Annotated in this window: 37 protein-coding genes and 1 pseudogene; 20 read left to right on the top strand and 18 right to left on the bottom strand. The window is 63.1% G+C overall.

Annotated features, from left to right (window positions below; genetic code table 11):
• Positions 1–180: 180 nt before the first annotated feature.
• The 15 genes from BLU62_RS00615 to BLU62_RS00560 all read right to left on the bottom strand — a co-directional run bounded on the left by BLU62_RS00615 (position 181) and on the right by BLU62_RS00560 (position 5,869).
• The gene (locus BLU62_RS00615) at positions 181–618 is read right to left on the bottom strand and encodes a hypothetical protein (RefSeq protein ID WP_074847837.1); all 438 of its coding nucleotides are present in this window, start codon (positions 616–618) and stop codon (positions 181–183) included.
• A gap of 166 nt (positions 619–784) precedes the next feature.
• Positions 785–994 carry a hypothetical protein gene (locus BLU62_RS00610; RefSeq protein ID WP_074847839.1) on the bottom strand — a complete coding sequence of 70 codons (210 nt, stop codon included), beginning with the start codon at positions 992–994 and terminating at the stop codon, positions 785–787.
• Positions 991–1,707, bottom strand: a complete 717-nt coding sequence (locus BLU62_RS00605; RefSeq protein ID WP_074847841.1) for a DNA-methyltransferase — start codon at positions 1,705–1,707, stop codon at positions 991–993. Before BLU62_RS00605 ends, BLU62_RS00610 begins: the two co-directional genes overlap by 4 nt.
• Positions 1,704–1,949 carry a hypothetical protein gene (locus tag BLU62_RS00600; protein WP_074847843.1) on the bottom strand — a complete coding sequence of 82 codons (246 nt, stop codon included), beginning with the start codon at positions 1,947–1,949 and terminating at the stop codon, positions 1,704–1,706. The genes BLU62_RS00605 and BLU62_RS00600 overlap by 4 nt, the downstream gene beginning before the upstream one ends.
• Positions 1,936–2,118, bottom strand: coding sequence for a hypothetical protein (locus BLU62_RS32050; protein WP_139179899.1), 183 nt, complete (start codon positions 2,116–2,118; stop codon positions 1,936–1,938). The genes BLU62_RS00600 and BLU62_RS32050 overlap by 14 nt, the downstream gene beginning before the upstream one ends.
• Entirely contained in the window at positions 2,115–2,363 is a 249-nt protein-coding gene (locus BLU62_RS00595; protein ID WP_074847845.1) for a hypothetical protein, read from the bottom strand. The genes BLU62_RS32050 and BLU62_RS00595 overlap by 4 nt, the downstream gene beginning before the upstream one ends.
• Positions 2,360–2,527, bottom strand: coding sequence for a hypothetical protein (locus tag BLU62_RS32680; protein ID WP_159441495.1), 168 nt, complete (start codon positions 2,525–2,527; stop codon positions 2,360–2,362). Before BLU62_RS32680 ends, BLU62_RS00595 begins: the two co-directional genes overlap by 4 nt.
• Entirely contained in the window at positions 2,524–2,745 is a 222-nt protein-coding gene (locus tag BLU62_RS00590; RefSeq protein WP_074847852.1) for a helix-turn-helix domain-containing protein, read from the bottom strand. The genes BLU62_RS32680 and BLU62_RS00590 overlap by 4 nt, the downstream gene beginning before the upstream one ends.
• Positions 2,742–2,972, bottom strand: a complete 231-nt coding sequence (locus BLU62_RS00585) for a hypothetical protein (protein WP_074847850.1) — start codon at positions 2,970–2,972, stop codon at positions 2,742–2,744. Before BLU62_RS00585 ends, BLU62_RS00590 begins: the two co-directional genes overlap by 4 nt.
• Positions 2,969–3,196, bottom strand: a complete 228-nt coding sequence (locus BLU62_RS00580) for a hypothetical protein (protein ID WP_074847847.1) — start codon at positions 3,194–3,196, stop codon at positions 2,969–2,971. Before BLU62_RS00580 ends, BLU62_RS00585 begins: the two co-directional genes overlap by 4 nt.
• Positions 3,193–3,738, bottom strand: a complete 546-nt coding sequence (locus tag BLU62_RS00575) for a DUF7304 family protein (protein ID WP_425284521.1) — start codon at positions 3,736–3,738, stop codon at positions 3,193–3,195. Before BLU62_RS00575 ends, BLU62_RS00580 begins: the two co-directional genes overlap by 4 nt.
• A gap of 3 nt (positions 3,739–3,741) precedes the next feature.
• The gene (locus BLU62_RS00570; protein ID WP_244278006.1) at positions 3,742–4,653 is read right to left on the bottom strand and encodes a hypothetical protein; all 912 of its coding nucleotides are present in this window, start codon (positions 4,651–4,653) and stop codon (positions 3,742–3,744) included.
• Positions 4,654–4,656: 3 nt separating this feature from the next.
• Positions 4,657–5,442, bottom strand: coding sequence for a hypothetical protein (locus BLU62_RS32045; protein WP_139179908.1), 786 nt, complete (start codon positions 5,440–5,442; stop codon positions 4,657–4,659).
• A complete protein-coding gene (locus tag BLU62_RS34630; RefSeq protein ID WP_425284520.1) occupies positions 5,439–5,618 on the bottom strand; it encodes a DUF7324 family protein in 180 nt (59 codons plus the stop codon). Before BLU62_RS34630 ends, BLU62_RS32045 begins: the two co-directional genes overlap by 4 nt.
• The gene (locus tag BLU62_RS00560; RefSeq protein ID WP_074847921.1) at positions 5,615–5,869 is read right to left on the bottom strand and encodes a helix-turn-helix domain-containing protein; all 255 of its coding nucleotides are present in this window, start codon (positions 5,867–5,869) and stop codon (positions 5,615–5,617) included. Before BLU62_RS00560 ends, BLU62_RS34630 begins: the two co-directional genes overlap by 4 nt.
• Before the next feature lie 271 nt (positions 5,870–6,140).
• Here BLU62_RS00560 and BLU62_RS00555 point away from each other — a divergent pair, with 271 nt between their 5' ends.
• The 3 genes from BLU62_RS00555 to BLU62_RS00545 are packed head-to-tail and all read left to right on the top strand — an operon-like array spanning position 6,141 to position 7,641.
• Complete coding sequence (locus BLU62_RS00555; RefSeq protein WP_074847931.1) at positions 6,141–6,959, top strand: hypothetical protein; 819 nt, start codon at positions 6,141–6,143, stop codon at positions 6,957–6,959.
• On the top strand, positions 6,956–7,372 hold the full coding sequence (locus BLU62_RS00550; RefSeq protein WP_074847925.1) for a hypothetical protein: 417 nt from the start codon (positions 6,956–6,958) through the stop codon (positions 7,370–7,372). Before BLU62_RS00555 ends, BLU62_RS00550 begins: the two co-directional genes overlap by 4 nt.
• Positions 7,369–7,641, top strand: a complete 273-nt coding sequence (locus tag BLU62_RS00545; protein ID WP_074847929.1) for a DUF3263 domain-containing protein — start codon at positions 7,369–7,371, stop codon at positions 7,639–7,641. Before BLU62_RS00550 ends, BLU62_RS00545 begins: the two co-directional genes overlap by 4 nt.
• On the opposite strand, the gene BLU62_RS00540 is transcribed toward BLU62_RS00545, so the two are convergent.
• Genes BLU62_RS00540 through BLU62_RS00530 form a run of 3 tightly spaced genes read right to left on the bottom strand, consistent with a single transcriptional unit; the run spans position 7,524 to position 9,052 of the window.
• A complete protein-coding gene (locus tag BLU62_RS00540) occupies positions 7,524–7,802 on the bottom strand; it encodes a DUF3263 domain-containing protein (protein ID WP_244278008.1) in 279 nt (92 codons plus the stop codon). The genes BLU62_RS00545 and BLU62_RS00540 overlap by 118 nt on opposite strands.
• Positions 7,803–7,819: 17 nt before the next feature.
• A complete protein-coding gene (locus tag BLU62_RS00535; RefSeq protein ID WP_074847925.1) occupies positions 7,820–8,236 on the bottom strand; it encodes a hypothetical protein in 417 nt (138 codons plus the stop codon).
• 54 nt (positions 8,237–8,290) lie between these two features.
• Entirely contained in the window at positions 8,291–9,052 is a 762-nt protein-coding gene (locus tag BLU62_RS00530; RefSeq protein WP_074847923.1) for a hypothetical protein, read from the bottom strand.
• Positions 9,053–9,236: 184 nt separating this feature from the next.
• Between BLU62_RS00530 and BLU62_RS00525 the strand changes: the two genes are divergently transcribed.
• From BLU62_RS00525 to BLU62_RS00470, 17 genes and pseudogenes are all read left to right on the top strand, one after another.
• Entirely contained in the window at positions 9,237–9,578 is a 342-nt protein-coding gene (locus tag BLU62_RS00525) for a helix-turn-helix domain-containing protein (protein WP_342028575.1), read from the top strand.
• On the top strand, positions 9,575–9,754 hold the full coding sequence (locus tag BLU62_RS34625) for a DUF7324 family protein (protein ID WP_425284520.1): 180 nt from the start codon (positions 9,575–9,577) through the stop codon (positions 9,752–9,754). Before BLU62_RS00525 ends, BLU62_RS34625 begins: the two co-directional genes overlap by 4 nt.
• The gene (locus BLU62_RS32040) at positions 9,751–10,536 is read left to right on the top strand and encodes a hypothetical protein (RefSeq protein WP_139179908.1); all 786 of its coding nucleotides are present in this window, start codon (positions 9,751–9,753) and stop codon (positions 10,534–10,536) included. Before BLU62_RS34625 ends, BLU62_RS32040 begins: the two co-directional genes overlap by 4 nt.
• A 3-nt stretch (positions 10,537–10,539) precedes the next feature.
• Positions 10,540–11,073: a hypothetical protein gene (locus tag BLU62_RS33305; protein ID WP_244278005.1), complete on the top strand. Its 534-nt coding sequence runs from the start codon at positions 10,540–10,542 to the stop codon at positions 11,071–11,073.
• A complete protein-coding gene (locus tag BLU62_RS33300; protein WP_244278004.1) occupies positions 11,019–11,450 on the top strand; it encodes a hypothetical protein in 432 nt (143 codons plus the stop codon). Before BLU62_RS33305 ends, BLU62_RS33300 begins: the two co-directional genes overlap by 55 nt.
• Positions 11,451–11,587: 137 nt before the next feature.
• Positions 11,588–12,028, top strand: a complete 441-nt coding sequence (locus BLU62_RS00510) for a hypothetical protein (RefSeq protein ID WP_208863586.1) — start codon at positions 11,588–11,590, stop codon at positions 12,026–12,028.
• Positions 11,994–12,221 (top strand): hypothetical protein, encoded by a 228-nt coding sequence (locus tag BLU62_RS00505; RefSeq protein ID WP_074847847.1) that lies wholly within the window; start codon positions 11,994–11,996, stop codon positions 12,219–12,221. Before BLU62_RS00510 ends, BLU62_RS00505 begins: the two co-directional genes overlap by 35 nt.
• The gene (locus tag BLU62_RS00500) at positions 12,218–12,448 is read left to right on the top strand and encodes a hypothetical protein (RefSeq protein WP_074847850.1); all 231 of its coding nucleotides are present in this window, start codon (positions 12,218–12,220) and stop codon (positions 12,446–12,448) included. The genes BLU62_RS00505 and BLU62_RS00500 overlap by 4 nt, the downstream gene beginning before the upstream one ends.
• 213 nt (positions 12,449–12,661) lie before the next feature.
• Complete coding sequence (locus BLU62_RS32675; RefSeq protein ID WP_159441495.1) at positions 12,662–12,829, top strand: hypothetical protein; 168 nt, start codon at positions 12,662–12,664, stop codon at positions 12,827–12,829.
• On the top strand, positions 12,826–13,074 hold the full coding sequence (locus BLU62_RS00495; protein ID WP_074847845.1) for a hypothetical protein: 249 nt from the start codon (positions 12,826–12,828) through the stop codon (positions 13,072–13,074). The genes BLU62_RS32675 and BLU62_RS00495 overlap by 4 nt, the downstream gene beginning before the upstream one ends.
• Positions 13,071–13,253: a hypothetical protein gene (locus BLU62_RS32035; RefSeq protein WP_139179899.1), complete on the top strand. Its 183-nt coding sequence runs from the start codon at positions 13,071–13,073 to the stop codon at positions 13,251–13,253. Before BLU62_RS00495 ends, BLU62_RS32035 begins: the two co-directional genes overlap by 4 nt.
• Complete coding sequence (locus BLU62_RS00490; RefSeq protein WP_074847843.1) at positions 13,240–13,485, top strand: hypothetical protein; 246 nt, start codon at positions 13,240–13,242, stop codon at positions 13,483–13,485. The genes BLU62_RS32035 and BLU62_RS00490 overlap by 14 nt, the downstream gene beginning before the upstream one ends.
• Positions 13,482–14,198: a DNA-methyltransferase gene (locus tag BLU62_RS00485; RefSeq protein ID WP_074847841.1), complete on the top strand. Its 717-nt coding sequence runs from the start codon at positions 13,482–13,484 to the stop codon at positions 14,196–14,198. Before BLU62_RS00490 ends, BLU62_RS00485 begins: the two co-directional genes overlap by 4 nt.
• A gap of 370 nt (positions 14,199–14,568) precedes the next feature.
• Positions 14,569–14,709: a hypothetical protein gene (locus BLU62_RS32670; RefSeq protein WP_159441503.1), complete on the top strand. Its 141-nt coding sequence runs from the start codon at positions 14,569–14,571 to the stop codon at positions 14,707–14,709.
• A complete protein-coding gene (locus BLU62_RS00480) occupies positions 14,706–15,005 on the top strand; it encodes a hypothetical protein (protein WP_074847917.1) in 300 nt (99 codons plus the stop codon). The genes BLU62_RS32670 and BLU62_RS00480 overlap by 4 nt, the downstream gene beginning before the upstream one ends.
• A 452-nt stretch (positions 15,006–15,457) precedes the next feature.
• Positions 15,458–15,811 carry a hypothetical protein gene (locus BLU62_RS00475; protein WP_074847915.1) on the top strand — a complete coding sequence of 118 codons (354 nt, stop codon included), beginning with the start codon at positions 15,458–15,460 and terminating at the stop codon, positions 15,809–15,811.
• A gap of 192 nt (positions 15,812–16,003) precedes the next feature.
• Positions 16,004–16,203 (top strand): annotated as a pseudogene (locus BLU62_RS00470) (phage N-6-adenine-methyltransferase); the annotation flags it as partial.

Raw genomic sequence — 16,203 nt, 5'->3', positions numbered from 1 at the left:
CGGGGGTGACTCGACCCGCCTCACCCCAATCCCCCGGAAGGGCAGTCACACCATCCACCCGTAGCTGGAGTTGGTGGGGTTTGGGGCGGACGATCATGCCGCCACACCACACGGCGATGTCGAGCATCGTGCGGTAGCGGTCAGACCACGAACCGCTGCTGGGAAGCTGTCTCACAGAGTTCACAGCGCACCACCGAAAGATCCGAGACGGCTGCTGCGTCGGCGGAACTCGCCCTCATCCTGGACCGTGACGTGGTACCGGGTGGTGGCGCGGGATTCCAGAACCTCCCGCAGTGAAGCGGCCTGCGCGAGGGTGGCGTGCACCTGGGCGCGCGCTGCGACCTCCGAGTGCTGGGTGGTCGTGAGGTTGCGGTCGTGCTCGATGAACGCGAGCATCCTCTCCGCTTCGGCGTAGTGCTTCTGCGCCGGGGTGACTTCCGGATTGATCAGGGCGTAGGCGATGCCGTTGGGCGACATCATGCATTCGCACTTGCCGACCCCGCACGCACCCCCCGGATCGGTGCCGTGCGGGTCGATGCCGTGGCCGCACTCCGGGCACAGGACGACATCACGCCCTGTGAGCCGGAACAGTTCGTCCTGGCTAATGTCTTCGGTCATTGTTGTCTCCATGGGTCTTGTTGCCCGTAGGCAGGATTGGGGAACAGTTCTTCCGGCTCGACCGGGTCGTCCGGGAGAACATCTCCAGGTCCGGGTAGGTCGTAGGGGTATTGGGGGCCGCGCCACCGGAACCCGCCGGCAGCATGGGTGCGGTTCGACATGAACCTCACGCCGCCGCCTTCGCTCTCGCCACCAACTCGAACAGCCGCTCAGCCACCAGGCCTGCACGATCAACGGGGGCCTGGGGGTGGTCGGCGTCGGGCCAGGTGACGAACTCGGTGCGTCCGTTCACCCACGCCCAAAACAGGTGGAGGTCTGGGAGGTGTTGCACCCACATGTCGACACCGTCGATCTGGCGGTGCTCCGCGGCACTCATGACGCATCCCCGAAGTCGAGAGCCATCGTCTGATTACTGAGGCGTTTCGCAATCAGCTCGCAGTAACGCTCCTCAAGCTCGACACCGACCGCCTTACGGTTTTCGTTCGCCGCAGCAATCAACGTGGTGCCCGAACCGGCGAACGGGTCGAACACCGTTTCCGAGGCGTTCGTGAACAGGCGCACCCAGTCCTCCACCATTGGCAGCGGTTTCGCCGTCGGGTGACCGGTGTTCTGCACGACGGGGTACGTCCACACGCCAGCCTTGCCACCCCCGTTCCAGGCCGGTTTGGTGTCGGCGCGGTGTAGAAATGAAATCGCTTCCCAGCCTTGCCCGGGACGGTCGGCACTGATCTGCGGCATCGGGTTGGGCTTCACCCAGACACCGATGCGCAGCGAGCGCAACCCGACCGGCGGACCCTGGTCGAAGGCGAAAGCGTGCGCGTAATCAAGCGACGTGACCACCCAACTCGCCGAGACCCGCCCACACTCGGCGAGTACGGCCCGCAGGTCAGCGTCAGAGATCGCCGCGAACGTGACGGCCTTTATGCCATGACCAGCACCCCTGTTCGTCTTTGCCATTCCGTGTGTGCGTTCGGTGTACGGCGGATCCGTGATCACCACATCGACCGACCGATCTGCCATGTCTGCCATGACCTCTCGGCAGTCGCCGTGGTAGAGGGTGACCAGGTCGTCCTGGTAGTAGATGCTCATGGCTGGGCCTCCTGCGCTGCGAGGAACACCAGCACGTGATCGCGGGTGATCCATGGCGACGATTGCGGCTCCACCTTCAACACCCGACGCCCGTAGAAGTCGGTGAGGACCGCGCTACACCCGGCAGCCGAAACCTGCATCGAGGACATGAAGCCGTGCGTGAATGCCTCGGAAGCGAGGTCGGCTTCCACCTCCACGATGTCGCGTGCCGTCCGAAACGCCTGCATGTCAACGACGCTCACGGGTCACCTCCACCGCGCACGGCTCACACACCGTCACGTTCTTCCCCGCCCGCCCATCCGGGAACACCAGGTATTCGCGGACGTAGCCGATCAATGTGCCTACGGGGTAGTCGGTGCGGCATTTGGGGCACCAGCCGGCATAGCGGGCTTCCACTGCACCGCTGCTCACTGGTCGACCCCCTCGTCTTCGATGTCGTAGGAGCGCTGGAGGATTGAAAGCAGCGCGTACTCGACCGACTTCGAGTCCTGCTTGGCTGCGTAGTGCGCTATCTCTGCACGCAGCCAGAGGAGTTGCGCCTCCTTGCGCTGGTAGTACTTGTCGAGCTGGTTCTGGGTGTGTTGTGCGTCGGCGATCTGCTGCTGCACGATCGCGCCATACAGCTCGGACCCGAAGATGGTTTCGGCCCCGCTCACTGGTCGACCTCCTGGGTGGGCATGCAGAACCCGACCACCGTCATCAGCAACAGGACCGCGACGATCACGAACGCCACCAGTTCTTCCGGTCCGAGAGGTGGGAGGATCGCCCACACCCCCAACACAAGACACGCATACGCGGGAACCCAGATCGCGGCCTTCACGACGCCGCCCTCTCACCCGGAGCCGGCTGCGGCAGCGAGTTCCGCCACCGCACACACTCTTCGTGGTCGATAAAGTACTTGCCGCCCCCCTCACGCAAGGTTCGGAACAGGATTCGCCCCTCGACATACTCGCGGCGAAGGGTCTTCTCGGAGACTCCCAGGATTTGGGCGGCCTCCTTCAGGGTGTACTGAAGGGGCTGAAGGTTTCTGTCGTTCATGACGCCTCCAAGGTTCTGGTGGGGATGGGGGTTCGCTTGAGCAGGGTGAGCAGCGCATCGATGTGCTGCCACAGTTGCGGGCGGGTGAGTTCGATGGCGTCGTCCTCACCCGGCGGAAAGATCACGAAGACGGGTTCCCCTGTGGCGGGAATGGTCGTGACGTGATGGGTACCCGTCAAGCCGTCGATGGGGATGGGCGGAACCTCATGCAGCGGAAGATCACTCATGCCGCACCGCCGATGATGCGTTGCAGGACGATCCGCCCCGACGGAGTCAGATCACCGTGGGCCACCAGATCATTGAGGGCAGTGCGCAGCCGACTCGACTTGAGTGCTTCGCGTGCGGCCAACACCATCCAGTACTCCGGCGACTCCTCCGGGTCGAACGGGCGTAGCGGAGACGACTGCTCCCACGCCTTACGCGCAGCCTCCACAGCAGGATCGGTGCTCATGCCGCACCGCCGATACGGTCCAGGTGGGAATCGTCCGGCCCAGGCCACACAATCCGCGACGACCGCTCCACAACCGCTGTCGCACCATACGATTCGATGAGCTTGGCCCTAGACTTCGCGGAGGACAACGACTTGTACTCGCGCTTAGTGGACGGCCAGTGGAAGCGTCGACTCCCGAACTGCGCGATATACCCCGGATCGGGGTCCCACCCCTCGGGTTCCCAGTCAGGGTTGGGGTACCCGAACTCCTCACCGGTGTCGTCGGTGTAGAAGGTCAGTGCCCCTTCGGGATAGCTCGTGATCGCAACTCGGTAGAGGTAGTAGCCGCCGCTGGGCTCACGCCAGTCCGGATCGGCCTCCTGCATTGCTCTGTACACGTCGCGTAGCTCGGCGAGCGTGAGAACCACTTCACCCCGGCCGGACGGGGACTCAACCGACAGGTACGCCAGGTCGAGGCCGCTCACCTCACCGAGCGATACGTGGACCTTCCTGTTTTCATCTGCTACTACAGGGACTGGATCTGCGTAGTGCGAGAAGGACATGAGTCAGACCGCCTCGGGGAAGGACTCGCGCGTCCAGGCCCCGCCTCTGGGCATCTGCAGCTTGGACGTGTTCCCACCACGGCGCCAGTGGTTCCAGGCCATCACGAAGTAACCAATGAGATCACGGTCGCTGACGTTGACTTTGCCTTCGCGGATACGATCGAGTCGGTCACGCAGGGCGAGAATGGGATTGCCGGACTGGAGCCCGGCGCCTGAGTAGAGTCCTTCGCTGAACTCGCGAGCCGCTTCGCCGTCGATCAGTCGGAACTGCAGCAGCACTGCAAGGGTCACGCTGGGTCGGCACTTGACGCGCCGGAGACGCTGACTGGCAAGGTCCTGAAGGATGGCCATCTCGACCGGGTGCTCGGCGGCCCAGGCGACTACCTCCGGGTTGCTGATCTTGCTTGCGACCTTCTGATCGCCGAAGAACGCCATACGCTGCCACTCCAGGTAGACCCGGATGCCGCCTGCGACGATCCTCGAATCAGTCGAACCAAGAAGCCCTTCGAGGACCAGTTGGTCGCCGGCCGTCCGGGTTGTCCCTTGATCCATCGTGCTTTGTGTGTCTGCGGGGAGCCCGCGTACAACCAGGAAAGGAATGGCCGGAAAGTTGTCGTCCATCCGGGCGAGTGCAGTCAGCCGGTGCTGCCCATCGAGGAGGACATCATCGATCGACCACTTGATGGCTTCTCCGTTGTACTTCCAGCGTCCGGAAGTCATCTCGGCCATGAGACGCACTACCTGTGACTCTTTGATCGGTCGGTTGTGTGTGTTCTTCGCGAGTACACGACGCGCCATCGCCGGGTCGACGAAGATGGTCGACGCCGACGGCTTCTGCGGTGTCACACCGACGGACGCGAGATGCTGGCTCTTACGGTGGAAGTCGCCTTCGGAAGTTTTCTGCCAGTTCGACATGGGCTATCCTTCTAGTTGTGTGATGACGCTGTTGAGTGCGTCGCGGACGCGGATCAGATCGCTGAGGTTGGACGCCTTGATCTGGTCCTTGTTCCTTTTCAGGCGGTCGTCGGCGGCGAGCCGGTTGACCGATTCGACAGCGCGCTTCAGGTTGAAAGTCGCGGAGTCGAAAGCATCTGTGATGGGCCGACGCTTCGGCGTGGCCGGTTGTGCCGGTGCGGGGGTCGGCGTGGGAGCGTTGAGTTCAGCGAGGGCGGCATCGGTGAAGCCGGGGGCGATCTCGACCGGCTCGGCCTCAACCTCGGCATCGATGTCGGGTTCCGGATCGATCCGGCGGCTGCCGATCTCGCTACGGATCGCCGCCGCGGTCGGCCTACCCCCGGTGGCCTCGTTGACCTTCGCCATAACATCCACGGCTTCAGCGGGGTCAAGGCCTGTCAGCTCCCGCGCCTGCCCCTCATTGGCCGGAAGTGCCGGTGTGTCACCAATTGGTGACGTCGCCATCTCCAGGGCGGCTTCCATGCCGTCAACAACGGTCGCCGCACTCATGAGGTCATAGGCCCGCTTACGGCTAAGGTTCCACCGGCTCTGGCAGTACACCTCGAACGACGCATACTCGTGCCGATAAAGGCGATCGTCACGGATCTTCGCCAGGGCGCGGCCTATCTCGATGAACGACTCGAGACCTCGCTCGATGACAGACTCTTGCTGCTCGAGGTCATCTCTCAGTGCTGACAACTGATCGGCAGCGGCGACCGGCTCGCCGGGCAGATAGCTCGGGTAGCTCATCGGTTCACTCCCTCTACTGGTTTGGTGACCGGGGCGGCTCCCCCCGCCCCGGCCTGCGCGGGCTCCTGCGAGAGGGAGGGGGCCTGCGCGCTCCCGCACCGGCAGCGGTCAGCACGGGAGTGATCTACGAAGTCGGCAACGAGTGCTCGGACAACCGACCGCGGGTGCTCGATCACGCGACCACCCGCCGTTGATTGCTATTACGTCCATTGCTAGCGGATGCGTGCTCCACGAAAAGGAGATGCAGAGGCACGTCGAGAGCCTCCGCGATGCGTTCGGCCAACTGCGGTGTGCACGTGGTCTTGTTCTCGGCGCAGAGGTGCCCAATGAAGCTCTTTGAGCATCCGGCATACCGCCCAAGCCTGGCCATCGAAAATCCGCGCTGGTTCATCAGTGCTCGGAGAGTGTCCCCGGATGTGAGTTTCATCCAACTGCCTTTCGGCCATCGTTTGTATGACGCCACTTCATCCTCCATGGTCAACGGGTTGGTGTCAACTGTCGATGGATAAAACATACGACACTGGTAGACGCTTACGCAAGTAATCACAGCGTTGTAGTTCCGCAGCCAGCGGATATGATGGCGTCCAACACTGGATGAAACGGTCAACGGCAAAACGCCAATTCCGGCCGTTGTGGGGTAGACGGATGGGTGAGCGAATGACTAGCGACGTTCATACTCGGACGGCAGGCTCTGAGTCGTGAGCAAATTGTGGGAGTTCGTCCAGGCCCACCTGGACAGGACGGGAGCATCCGAGGCGGCGTTCGCACGCCAGATCGGTAGCATCCCGCAGACTGTCAACTCGTGGAAGAAGCGCGGGTTGAAGCAGCTCCCCGAAGTCGCCACTCTCCGTGCGATCTCAGAGATCACCGGCGCCAACTACGCGGACATCATTTCGGCCGTACTAACTGACATCGGGTACATCGAGGACGGCGAGCTGCCTACGGAGGCGATTACACCGAACGACCATCGGCAGATCGCTTTAGCAGCTCACCTACTTGTCGAGGCGGTTCCGAATATCGACGAACTTGATATCCCATTCGAGGACGTCTTTACGTTCGTTGGACTGGTCGAGCAGTCCGCGGGACTTCTTGGGCGCACTGGTCTCCATCAGGTAGATGACGCGACGGCGCAGGAGATTGTGGCCGAAGCCCGGAAAGCCGCGAGCAAGTATCGGCGGCTAGCACGGAGGGTGGCGGCTTCGCTCACAGGTGATGACGCGTCGGCAGATCGCCGACCGTCCGAGAGCCTGGAGGATTCCGATGCCCTACCAACTGATTCGCCCGCGTCGCCGGGAGCACCGGGCGAAGCGAGTGAAGAGCAGAAGACCACAGCCGGCGGCAAGGTCACAGCCTTGCCTTCCGGAATCAAGTCCCCAAACCTGAGCGGCCCGAGGATGCGAAGGCCGCCCGCAAGCGGAACCCACGGTTCAAACCCCAAGACCCTGACGAATCTCATTGATGTTATTCGAGGTCAGGGCCGTTTCTGTCAGAGGTGCATGTTCCTATTTCGGACATGAACTGGCATCCCTGGCGGTCAGCCCGCGATGACTACCCGCACATCGCGATCGACTGCACACAGCGACTCTCACCCGGAACGATGGGGCTCAACGGCGAGCGCACCATCTGGATTCACCGCGGCCTCACCCAAGCGGAGAGACGGTGCACCCTCACCCACGAGCTGCTGCACCGGGAGATGCCTGACGCTGATGAGGACACGATTGAGCGTGAGACGGCTCGCCGGCTGATCACACTCCCGCAGTTGGTGGACGCCTTCCGTTGGCTTCGTCACCCGTCACTGCCTGAGCTCGCTGAGCATCTGTGGGTGGACGAGCAGACGGCGTGGACGCGGATGCAACACCTGGACCCGATCGAGGTCGCCGAGATCGAAGCGGCGACCGAGGGTGACTGGTCGTGGAGTGACGTCGCATGACGGACGAAGAGAAGGCGATGCTCGACCTGGCCGGGCGGAGATGGAACTACGCCGGCAACCTCGAGCAGAAGGTGCGAGACGAGTTCGGCATCAGCCTCACCCGGTTCTGGCAGATTGTGAACCGCCTCCTGGACACTCAGGAAGCTTTAAGCTACTCACCGCAGGTGGTGAATGTACGAAGAGAACCCATGAAACGCGCCATCGCCCTGGCAGCAGCAGCCCTCTTCACCACCACCCTCCGCAGGAGTGGTGAACAGTCGAACGTTTGAACAGTATGAATCTTCTGCGGTGAGTAGCTTAAAGCTTCCTGAGTGTCCAGGAGGCGGTTCACAATCTGCCAGAACCGGGTGAGGCTGATGCCGAACTCGTCTCGCACCTTCTGCTCGAGGTTGCCGGCGTAGTTCCATCTCCGCCCGGCCAGGTCGAGCATCGCCTTCTCTTCGTCCGTCATGCGACGTCACTCCACGACCAGTCACCCTCGGTCGCCGCTTCGATCTCGGCGACCTCGATCGGGTCCAGGTGTTGCATCCGCGTCCACGCCGTCTGCTCGTCCACCCACAGATGCTCAGCGAGCTCAGGCAGTGACGGGTGACGAAGCCAACGGAAGGCGTCCACCAACTGCGGGAGTGTGATCAGCCGGCGAGCCGTCTCACGCTCAATCGTGTCCTCATCAGCGTCAGGCATCTCCCGGTGCAGCAGCTCGTGGGTGAGGGTGCACCGTCTCTCCGCTTGGGTGAGGCCGCGGTGAATCCAGATGGTGCGCTCGCCGTTGAGCCCCATCGTTCCGGGTGAGAGTCGCTGTGTGCAGTCGATCGCGATGTGCGGGTAGTCATCGCGGGCTGACCGCCAGGGATGCCAGTTCATGTCCGAAATAGGAACATGCACCTCTGACAGAAACGGCCCTGACCTCGAATAACATCAATGAGATTCGTCAGGGTCTTGGGGTTTGAACCGTGGGTTCCGCTTGCGGGCGGCCTTCGCATCCTCGGGCCGCTCAGGTTTGGGGACTTGATTCCGGGAAGGCAAGGCTGTGACCTTGCCGCCGGCTGTGGTCTTCTGCTCTTCACTCGCTTCGCCCGGTGCTCCCGGCGACGCGGGCGAATCAGTTGGTAGGGCATCGGAATCCTCCAGGCTCTCGGACGGTCGGCGATCTGCCGACGCGTCATCACCTGTGAGCGAAGCCGCCACCCTCCGTGCTAGCCGCCGATACTTGCTCGCGGCTTTCCGGGCTTCGGCCACAATCTCCTGCGCCGTCGCGTCATCTACCTGATGGAGACCAGTGCGCCCAAGAAGTCCCGCGGACTGCTCGACCAGTCCAACGAACGTAAAGACGTCCTCGAATGGGATATCAAGTTCGTCGATATTCGGAACCGCCTCGACAAGTAGGTGAGCTGCTAAAGCGATCTGCCGATGGTCGTTCGGTGTAATCGCCTCCGTAGGCAGCTCGCCGTCCTCGATGTACCCGATGTCAGTTAGTACGGCCGAAATGATGTCCGCGTAGTTGGCGCCGGTGATCTCTGAGATCGCACGGAGAGTGGCGACTTCGGGGAGCTGCTTCAACCCGCGCTTCTTCCACGAGTTGACAGTCTGCGGGATGCTACCGATCTGGCGTGCGAACGCCGCCTCGGATGCTCCCGTCCTGTCCAGGTGGGCCTGGACGAACTCCCACAATTTGCTCACGACTCAGAGCCTGCCGTCCGAGTATGAACGTCGCTAGTCATTCGCTCACCCATCCGTCTACCCCACAACGGCCGGAATTGGCGTTTTGCCGTTGACCGTTTCATCCAGTGTTGGACGCCATCATATCCGCTGGCTGCGGAACTACAACGCTGTGATTACTTGCGTAAGCGTCTACCAGTGTCGTATGTTTTATCCATCGACAGTTGACACCAACCCGTTGACCATGGAGGATGAAGTGGCGTCATACAAACGATGGCCGAAAGGCAGTTGGATGAAACTCACATCCGGGGACACTCTCCGAGCACTGATGAACCAGCGCGGATTTTCGATGGCCAGGCTTGGGCGGTATGCCGGATGCTCAAAGAGCTTCATTGGGCACCTCTGCGCCGAGAACAAGACCACGTGCACACCGCAGTTGGCCGAACGCATCGCGGAGGCTCTCGACGTGCCTCTGCATCTCCTTTTCGTGGAGCACGCATCCGCTAGCAATGGACGTAATAGCAATCAACGGCGGGTGGTCGCGTGATCGAGCACCCGCGGTCGGTTGTCCGAGCACTCGTTGCCGACTTCGTAGATCACTCCCGTGCTGACCGCTGCCGGTGCGGGAGCGCGCAGGCCCCCTCCCTCTCGCAGGAGCCCGCGCAGGCCGGGGCGGGGGGAGCCGCCCCGGTCACCAAACCAGTAGAGGGAGTGAACCGATGAGCTACCCGAGCTATCTGCCCGGCGAGCCGGTCGCCGCTGCCGATCAGTTGTCAGCACTGAGAGATGACCTCGAGCAGCAAGAGTCTGTCATCGAGCGAGGTCTCGAGTCGTTCATCGAGATAGGCCGCGCCCTGGCGAAGATCCGTGACGATCGCCTTTATCGGCACGAGTATGCGTCGTTCGAGGTGTACTGCCAGAGCCGGTGGAACCTTAGCCGTAAGCGGGCCTATGACCTCATGAGTGCGGCGACCGTTGTTGACGGCATGGAAGCCGCCCTGGAGATGGCGACGTCACCAATTGGTGACACACCGGCACTTCCGGCCAATGAGGGGCAGGCGCGGGAGCTGACAGGCCTTGACCCCGCTGAAGCCGTGGATGTTATGGCGAAGGTCAACGAGGCCACCGGGGGTAGGCCGACCGCGGCGGCGATCCGTAGCGAGATCGGCAGCCGCCGGATCGATCCGGAACCCGACATCGATGCCGAGGTTGAGGCCGAGCCGGTCGAGATCGCCCCCGGCTTCACCGATGCCGCCCTCGCTGAACTCAACGCTCCCACGCCGACCCCCGCACCGGCACAACCGGCCACGCCGAAGCGTCGGCCCATCACAGATGCTTTCGACTCCGCGACTTTCAACCTGAAGCGCGCTGTCGAATCGGTCAACCGGCTCGCCGCCGACGACCGCCTGAAAAGGAACAAGGACCAGATCAAGGCGTCCAACCTCAGCGATCTGATCCGCGTCCGCGACGCACTCAACAGCGTCATCACACAACTAGAAGGATAGCCCATGTCGAACTGGCAGAAAACTTCCGAAGGCGACTTCCACCGTAAGAGCCAGCATCTCGCGTCCGTCGGTGTGACACCGCAGAAGCCGTCGGCGTCGACCATCTTCGTCGACCCGGCGATGGCGCGTCGTGTACTCGCGAAGAACACACACAACCGACCGATCAAAGAGTCACAGGTAGTGCGTCTCATGGCCGAGATGACTTCCGGACGCTGGAAGTACAACGGAGAAGCCATCAAGTGGTCGATCGATGATGTCCTCCTCGATGGGCAGCACCGGCTGACTGCACTCGCCCGGATGGACGACAACTTTCCGGCCATTCCTTTCCTGGTTGTACGCGGGCTCCCCGCAGACACACAAAGCACGATGGATCAAGGGACAACCCGGACGGCCGGCGACCAACTGGTCCTCGAAGGCTTCTTGGTTCGACTGATTCGAGGATCGTCGCAGGCGGCATCCGGGTCTACCTGGAGTGGCAGCGTATGGCGTTCTTCGGCGATCAGAAGGTCGCAAGCAAGATCAGCAACCCGGAGGTAGTCGCCTGGGCCGCCGAGCACCCGGTCGAGATGGCCATCCTTCAGGACCTTGCCAGTCAGCGTCTCCGGCGCGTCAAGTGCCGACCCAGCGTGACCCTTGCAGTGCTGCTGCAGTTCCGACTGATCGACGGCGAAGCGGCTCGCGAGTTCAGCGAAGGACTCTACTCAGGCGCCGGGCTCCAGTCCGGCAATCCCATTCTCGCCCTGCGTGACCGACTCGATCGTATCCGCGAAGGCAAAGTCAACGTCAGCGACCGTGATCTCATTGGTTACTTCGTGATGGCCTGGAACCACTGGCGCCGTGGTGGGAACACGTCCAAGCTGCAGATGCCCAGAGGCGGGGCCTGGACGCGCGAGTCCTTCCCCGAGGCGGTCTGACTCATGTCCTTCTCGCACTACGCAGATCCAGTCCCTGTAGTAGCAGATGAAAACAGGAAGGTCCACGTATCGCTCGGTGAGGTGAGCGGCCTCGACCTGGCGTACCTGTCGGTTGAGTCCCCGTCCGGCCGGGTGAAGTGGTTCTCACGCTCGCCGAGCTACGCGACGTGTACAGAGCAATGCAGGAGGCCGATCCGGACTGGCGTGAGCCCAGCGGCGGCTACTACCTCTACCGAGTTGCGATCACGAGCTATCCCGAAGGGGCACTGACCTTCTACACCGACGACACCGGTGAGGAGTTCGGGTACCCCAACCCTGACTGGGAACCCGAGGGGTGGGACCCCGATCCGGGGTATATCGCGCAGTTCGGGAGTCGACGCTTCCACTGGCCGTCCACTAAGCGCGAGTACAAGTCGTTGTCCTCCGCGAAGTCTAGGCCAAGCTCATCGAATCGTATGGTGCGACAGCGGTTGTGGAGCGGTCGTCGCGGATTGTGTGGCCTGGGCCGGACGATTCCCACCTGGACCGTATCGGCGGTGCGGCATGAGCACCGATCCTGCTGTGGAGGCTGCGCGTAAGGCGTGGGAGCAGTCGTCTCCGCTACGCCCGTTCGACCCGGAGGAGTCGCCGGAGTACTGGATGGTGTTGGCCGCACGCGAAGCACTCAAGTCGAGTCGGCTGCGCACTGCCCTCAATGATCTGGTGGCCCACGGTGATCTGACTCCGTCGGGGCGGATCGTCCTGCAACGCATCATCGGCGGTGCGGCATGAGTGATCTTCCGCTGCATGAGGTTCCGCCCATCCCCATCGACGGCTTGACGGGTACCCATCACGTCACGACCATTCCCGCCACAGGGGAACCCGTCTTCGTGATCTTTCCGCCGGGTGAGGACGACGCCATCGAACTCACCCGCCCGCAACTGTGGCAGCACATCGATGCGCTGCTCACCCTGCTCAAGCGAACCCCCATCCCCACCAGAACCTTGGAGGCGTCATGAACGACAGAAACCTTCAGCCCCTTCAGTACACCCTGAAGGAGGCCGCCCAAATCCTGGGAGTCTCCGAGAAGACCCTTCGCCGCGAGTATGTCGAGGGGCGAATCCTGTTCCGAACCTTGCGTGAGGGGGCGGCAAGTACTTTATCGACCACGAAGAGTGTGTGCGGTGGCGGAACTCGCTGCCGCAGCCGGCTCCGGGTGAGAGGGCGGCGTCGTGAAGGCCGCGATCTGGGTTCCCGCGTATGCGTGTCTTGTGTTGGGGGTGTGGGCGATCCTCCCACCTCTCGGACCGGAAGAACTGGTGGCGTTCGTGATCGTCGCGGTCCTGTTGCTGATGACGGTGGTCGGGTTCTGCATGCCCACCCAGGAGGTCGACCAGTGAGCGGGGCCGAAACCATCTTCGGGTCCGAGCTGTATGGCGCGATCGTGCAGCAGCAGATCGCCGACGCACAACACACCCAGAACCAGCTCGACAAGTACTACCAGCGCAAGGAGGCGCAACTCCTCTGGCTGCGTGCAGAGATAGCGCACTACGCAGCCAAGCAGGACTCGAAGTCGGTCGAGTACGCGCTGCTTTCAATCCTCCAGCGCTCCTACGACATCGAAGACGAGGGGGTCGACCAGTGAGCAGCGGTGCAGTGGAAGCCCGCTATGCCGGCTGGTGCCCCAAATGCCGCACCGACTACCCCGTAGGCACATTGATCGGCTACGTCCGCGAATACCTGGTGTTCCCGGATGGGCGGGCGGGGAAGAACGTGACGGTGTGTGAGCCGTGCGCGGTGGAGGTGACCCGTGAGCGTCGTTGACATGCAGGCGTTTCGGACGGCACGCGACATCGTGGAGGTGGAAGCCGACCTCGCTTCCGAGGCATTCACGCACGGCTTCATGTCCTCGATGCAGGTTTCGGCTGCCGGGTGTAGCGCGGTCCTCACCGACTTCTACGGGCGTCGGGTGTTGAAGGTGGAGCCGCAATCGTCGCCATGGATCACCCGCGATCACGTGCTGGTGTTCCTCGCAGCGCAGGAGGCCCAGCCATGAGCATCTACTACCAGGACGACCTGGTCACCCTCTACCACGGCGACTGCCGAGAGGTCATGGCAGACATGGCAGATCGGTCGGTCGATGTGGTGATCACGGATCCGCCGTACACCGAACGCACACACGGAATGGCAAAGACGAACAGGGGTGCTGGTCATGGCATAAAGGCCGTCACGTTCGCGGCGATCTCTGACGCTGACCTGCGGGCCGTACTCGCCGAGTGTGGGCGGGTCTCGGCGAGTTGGGTGGTCACGTCGCTTGATTACGCGCACGCTTTCGCCTTCGACCAGGGTCCGCCGGTCGGGTTGCGCTCGCTGCGCATCGGTGTCTGGGTGAAGCCCAACCCGATGCCGCAGATCAGTGCCGACCGTCCCGGGCAAGGCTGGGAAGCGATTTCATTTCTACACCGCGCCGACACCAAACCGGCCTGGAACGGGGGTGGCAAGGCTGGCGTGTGGACGTACCCCGTCGTGCAGAACACCGGTCACCCGACGGCGAAACCGCTGCCAATGGTGGAGGACTGGGTGCGCCTGTTCACGAACGCCTCGGAAACGGTGTTCGACCCGTTCGCCGGTTCGGGCACCACGTTGATTGCTGCGGCGAACGAAAACCGTAAGGCGGTCGGTGTCGAGCTTGAGGAGCGTTACTGCGAGCTGATTGCGAAACGCCTCAGTAATCAGACGATGGCTCTCGACTTCGGGGATGCGTCATGAGTGCCGCGGAGCACCGCCAGATCGACGGTGTCGACATGTGGGTGCAACACCTCCCAGACCTCCACCTGTTTTGGGCGTGGGTGAACGGACGCACCGAGTTCGTCACCTGGCCCGACGCCGACCACCCCAGGCCCCCGTTGATCGTGCAGGCCTGGTGGCTGAGCGGCTGTTCGAGTTGGTGGCGAGAGCGAAGGCGGCGGCGTGAGGTTCATGTCGAACCGCACCCATGCTGCCGGCGGGTTCCGGTGGCGCGGCCCCCAATACCCTACGACCTACCCGGACCTGGAGATGTTCTCCCGGACGACCCGGTCGAGCCGGAAGAACTGTTCCCCAATCCTGCCTACGGGCAACAAGACCCATGGAGACAACAATGACCGAAGACATTAGCCAGGACGAACTGTTCCGGCTCACAGGGCGTGATGTCGTCCTGTGCCCGGAGTGCGGCCACGGCATCGACCCGCACGGCACCGATCCGGGGGTGCGTGCGGGGTCGGCAAGTGCGAATGCATGATGTCGCCCAACGGCATCGCCTACGCCCTGATCAATCCGGAAGTCACCCCGGCGCAGAAGCACTACGCCGAAGCGGAGAGGATGCTCGCGTTCATCGAGCACGACCGCAACCTCACGACCACCCAGCACTCGGAGGTCGCAGCGCGCGCCCAGGTGCACGCCACCCTCGCGCAGGCCGCTTCACTGCGGGAGGTTCTGGAATCCCGCGCCACCACCCGGTACCACGTCACGGTCCAGGATGAGGGCGAGTTCCGCCGACGCAGCAGCCGTCTCGGATCTTTCGGTGGTGCGCTGTGAACTCTGTGAGACAGCTTCCCAGCAGCGGTTCGTGGTCTGACCGCTACCGCACGATGCTCGACATCGCCGTGTGGTGTGGCGGCATGATCGTCCGCCCCAAACCCCACCAACTCCAGCTACGGGTGGATGGTGTGACTGCCCTTCCGGGGGATTGGATCAAGGCTGACGGCAACGGGTTCGAGGTCATCCCCTCCAGGGCGGAGCAGACCTCTGATGCCCGACTACAAAGGCCCCCTCGACTACGTCGATGTCGCGACCCGAATTGTTGAGTTCCGCAACCAGCACCCCACCGGCTCTCTCCAGCAGGTGCGATACGAAGTTCTTGAGGTTGGCGCAAGAGCTTCCTCGCGTTCACCGCCGCCGCCTACCGCACGCCGGATGATGAGCGTCCCGGTATCGGTACCGCGTGGGAACCCATCCCCGGCCCCACATCTTTCACCCGTGACTCGGAGATGCAGAACGCTGAGACCGCGGCGTGGGGGAGGGCGATCGTCGCAGCGTTGGCGGCGGACACGAAGAAGGGTGTGGCGTCGTCGGAGGAGGTCCGGAACCGTCAGCAGACGCCGGCGCAGCGGGCGCAACGCGAACTGGCTGAGGCTGTGACGGCTGCGGGGATGGTGACGAAGGAGTTCGCCGAGTGGGCGATGACCACCCGCAATGTCGATCTGAAGACTGCCGGGATTGCGGTGCTGGTGCCGCTGACTCGTGAGGTGCAGGAGAAGGGGAAGGCGATCATGTCTGTCCCGGATCATGATGCGGCGCAAACCACCCTGGCCGACGAACTCGGCGCACAGGAGGCGTCGTGAGCGGGCGGGCGATGGGATCGCATCAGTGCGCCACCACCGGGACGACGTGTGGCTGACACCACCGCACGTCCTCGACGCCCTCGGCCCGTTCGACCTCGACCCGTGCGCCGCACCGGCAGAAGCGAACTGGACGACCGCACGCCACCACTACCGACTACCCGACGACGGACTCACACTGCCGTGGAAGGGCGCGTGTGGTGCAACCCGCCCTACTCCAATGTGTGGCGGTGGCTCGACCGGCTCGCCAACCACGGCACCGGCACCGCACTGATCTTCGCCCGCACCGAGACCGCCGGATTCCAGGCGCAGGTGTGGCGGCGGGCGACCGCAGTGCTGTTCCTCGAAGGGCGGCTCACCTTCCACCACCGCGATGGATCGAAGGCCGCGGCGAA

This window comes from Gordonia westfalica (assembly GCF_900105725.1).
Classification (GTDB): domain Bacteria; phylum Actinomycetota; class Actinomycetes; order Mycobacteriales; family Mycobacteriaceae; genus Gordonia; species Gordonia westfalica.
This window is presented reverse-complemented; position numbering and strand designations above follow the sequence as displayed.

What these genes read in the sequence shown, in the direction of transcription:
- BLU62_RS00570 (WP_244278006.1), bottom strand. Translation starts at nt 4,653, where the DNA reads ATGTCGAACTGGCAGAAAACTTCCGAAGGCGACTTCCACCGTAAGAGC.
- BLU62_RS00475 (WP_074847915.1), top strand. Translation starts at nt 15,458, where the DNA reads ATGCAGAACGCTGAGACCGCGGCGTGGGGGAGGGCGATCGTCGCAGCG.
- BLU62_RS00500 (WP_074847850.1), top strand. Translation starts at nt 12,218, where the DNA reads ATGAGTGATCTTCCGCTGCATGAGGTTCCGCCCATCCCCATCGACGGC.
- BLU62_RS00545 (WP_074847929.1), top strand. Translation starts at nt 7,369, where the DNA reads ATGACGGACGAAGAGAAGGCGATGCTCGACCTGGCCGGGCGGAGATGG.
- BLU62_RS00610 (WP_074847839.1), bottom strand. Translation starts at nt 994, where the DNA reads ATGAGTGCCGCGGAGCACCGCCAGATCGACGGTGTCGACATGTGGGTG.
- BLU62_RS00560 (WP_074847921.1), bottom strand. Translation starts at nt 5,869, where the DNA reads ATGAAACTCACATCCGGGGACACTCTCCGAGCACTGATGAACCAGCGC.
- BLU62_RS00535 (WP_074847925.1), bottom strand. Translation starts at nt 8,236, where the DNA reads ATGAACTGGCATCCCTGGCGGTCAGCCCGCGATGACTACCCGCACATC.
- BLU62_RS00540 (WP_244278008.1), bottom strand. Translation starts at nt 7,802, where the DNA reads ATGCTCGACCTGGCCGGGCGGAGATGGAACTACGCCGGCAACCTCGAG.
- BLU62_RS00480 (WP_074847917.1), top strand. Translation starts at nt 14,706, where the DNA reads ATGATGTCGCCCAACGGCATCGCCTACGCCCTGATCAATCCGGAAGTC.
- BLU62_RS33300 (WP_244278004.1), top strand. Translation starts at nt 11,019, where the DNA reads ATGGCGTTCTTCGGCGATCAGAAGGTCGCAAGCAAGATCAGCAACCCG.
- BLU62_RS00615 (WP_074847837.1), bottom strand. Translation starts at nt 618, where the DNA reads ATGACCGAAGACATTAGCCAGGACGAACTGTTCCGGCTCACAGGGCGT.
- BLU62_RS00590 (WP_074847852.1), bottom strand. Translation starts at nt 2,745, where the DNA reads ATGAACGACAGAAACCTTCAGCCCCTTCAGTACACCCTGAAGGAGGCC.
- BLU62_RS00485 (WP_074847841.1), top strand. Translation starts at nt 13,482, where the DNA reads ATGAGCATCTACTACCAGGACGACCTGGTCACCCTCTACCACGGCGAC.
- BLU62_RS00605 (WP_074847841.1), bottom strand. Translation starts at nt 1,707, where the DNA reads ATGAGCATCTACTACCAGGACGACCTGGTCACCCTCTACCACGGCGAC.
- BLU62_RS00525 (WP_342028575.1), top strand. Translation starts at nt 9,237, where the DNA reads ATGTTTTATCCATCGACAGTTGACACCAACCCGTTGACCATGGAGGAT.
- BLU62_RS00585 (WP_074847850.1), bottom strand. Translation starts at nt 2,972, where the DNA reads ATGAGTGATCTTCCGCTGCATGAGGTTCCGCCCATCCCCATCGACGGC.
- BLU62_RS32040 (WP_139179908.1), top strand. Translation starts at nt 9,751, where the DNA reads ATGAGCTACCCGAGCTATCTGCCCGGCGAGCCGGTCGCCGCTGCCGAT.
- BLU62_RS00580 (WP_074847847.1), bottom strand. Translation starts at nt 3,196, where the DNA reads ATGAGCACCGATCCTGCTGTGGAGGCTGCGCGTAAGGCGTGGGAGCAG.
- BLU62_RS32045 (WP_139179908.1), bottom strand. Translation starts at nt 5,442, where the DNA reads ATGAGCTACCCGAGCTATCTGCCCGGCGAGCCGGTCGCCGCTGCCGAT.
- BLU62_RS00550 (WP_074847925.1), top strand. Translation starts at nt 6,956, where the DNA reads ATGAACTGGCATCCCTGGCGGTCAGCCCGCGATGACTACCCGCACATC.
- BLU62_RS32670 (WP_159441503.1), top strand. Translation starts at nt 14,569, where the DNA reads ATGACCGAAGACATTAGCCAGGACGAACTGTTCCGGCTCACAGGGCGT.
- BLU62_RS00505 (WP_074847847.1), top strand. Translation starts at nt 11,994, where the DNA reads ATGAGCACCGATCCTGCTGTGGAGGCTGCGCGTAAGGCGTGGGAGCAG.
- BLU62_RS33305 (WP_244278005.1), top strand. Translation starts at nt 10,540, where the DNA reads ATGTCGAACTGGCAGAAAACTTCCGAAGGCGACTTCCACCGTAAGAGC.
- BLU62_RS00575 (WP_425284521.1), bottom strand. Translation starts at nt 3,738, where the DNA reads ATGTCCTTCTCGCACTACGCAGATCCAGTCCCTGTAGTAGCAGATGAA.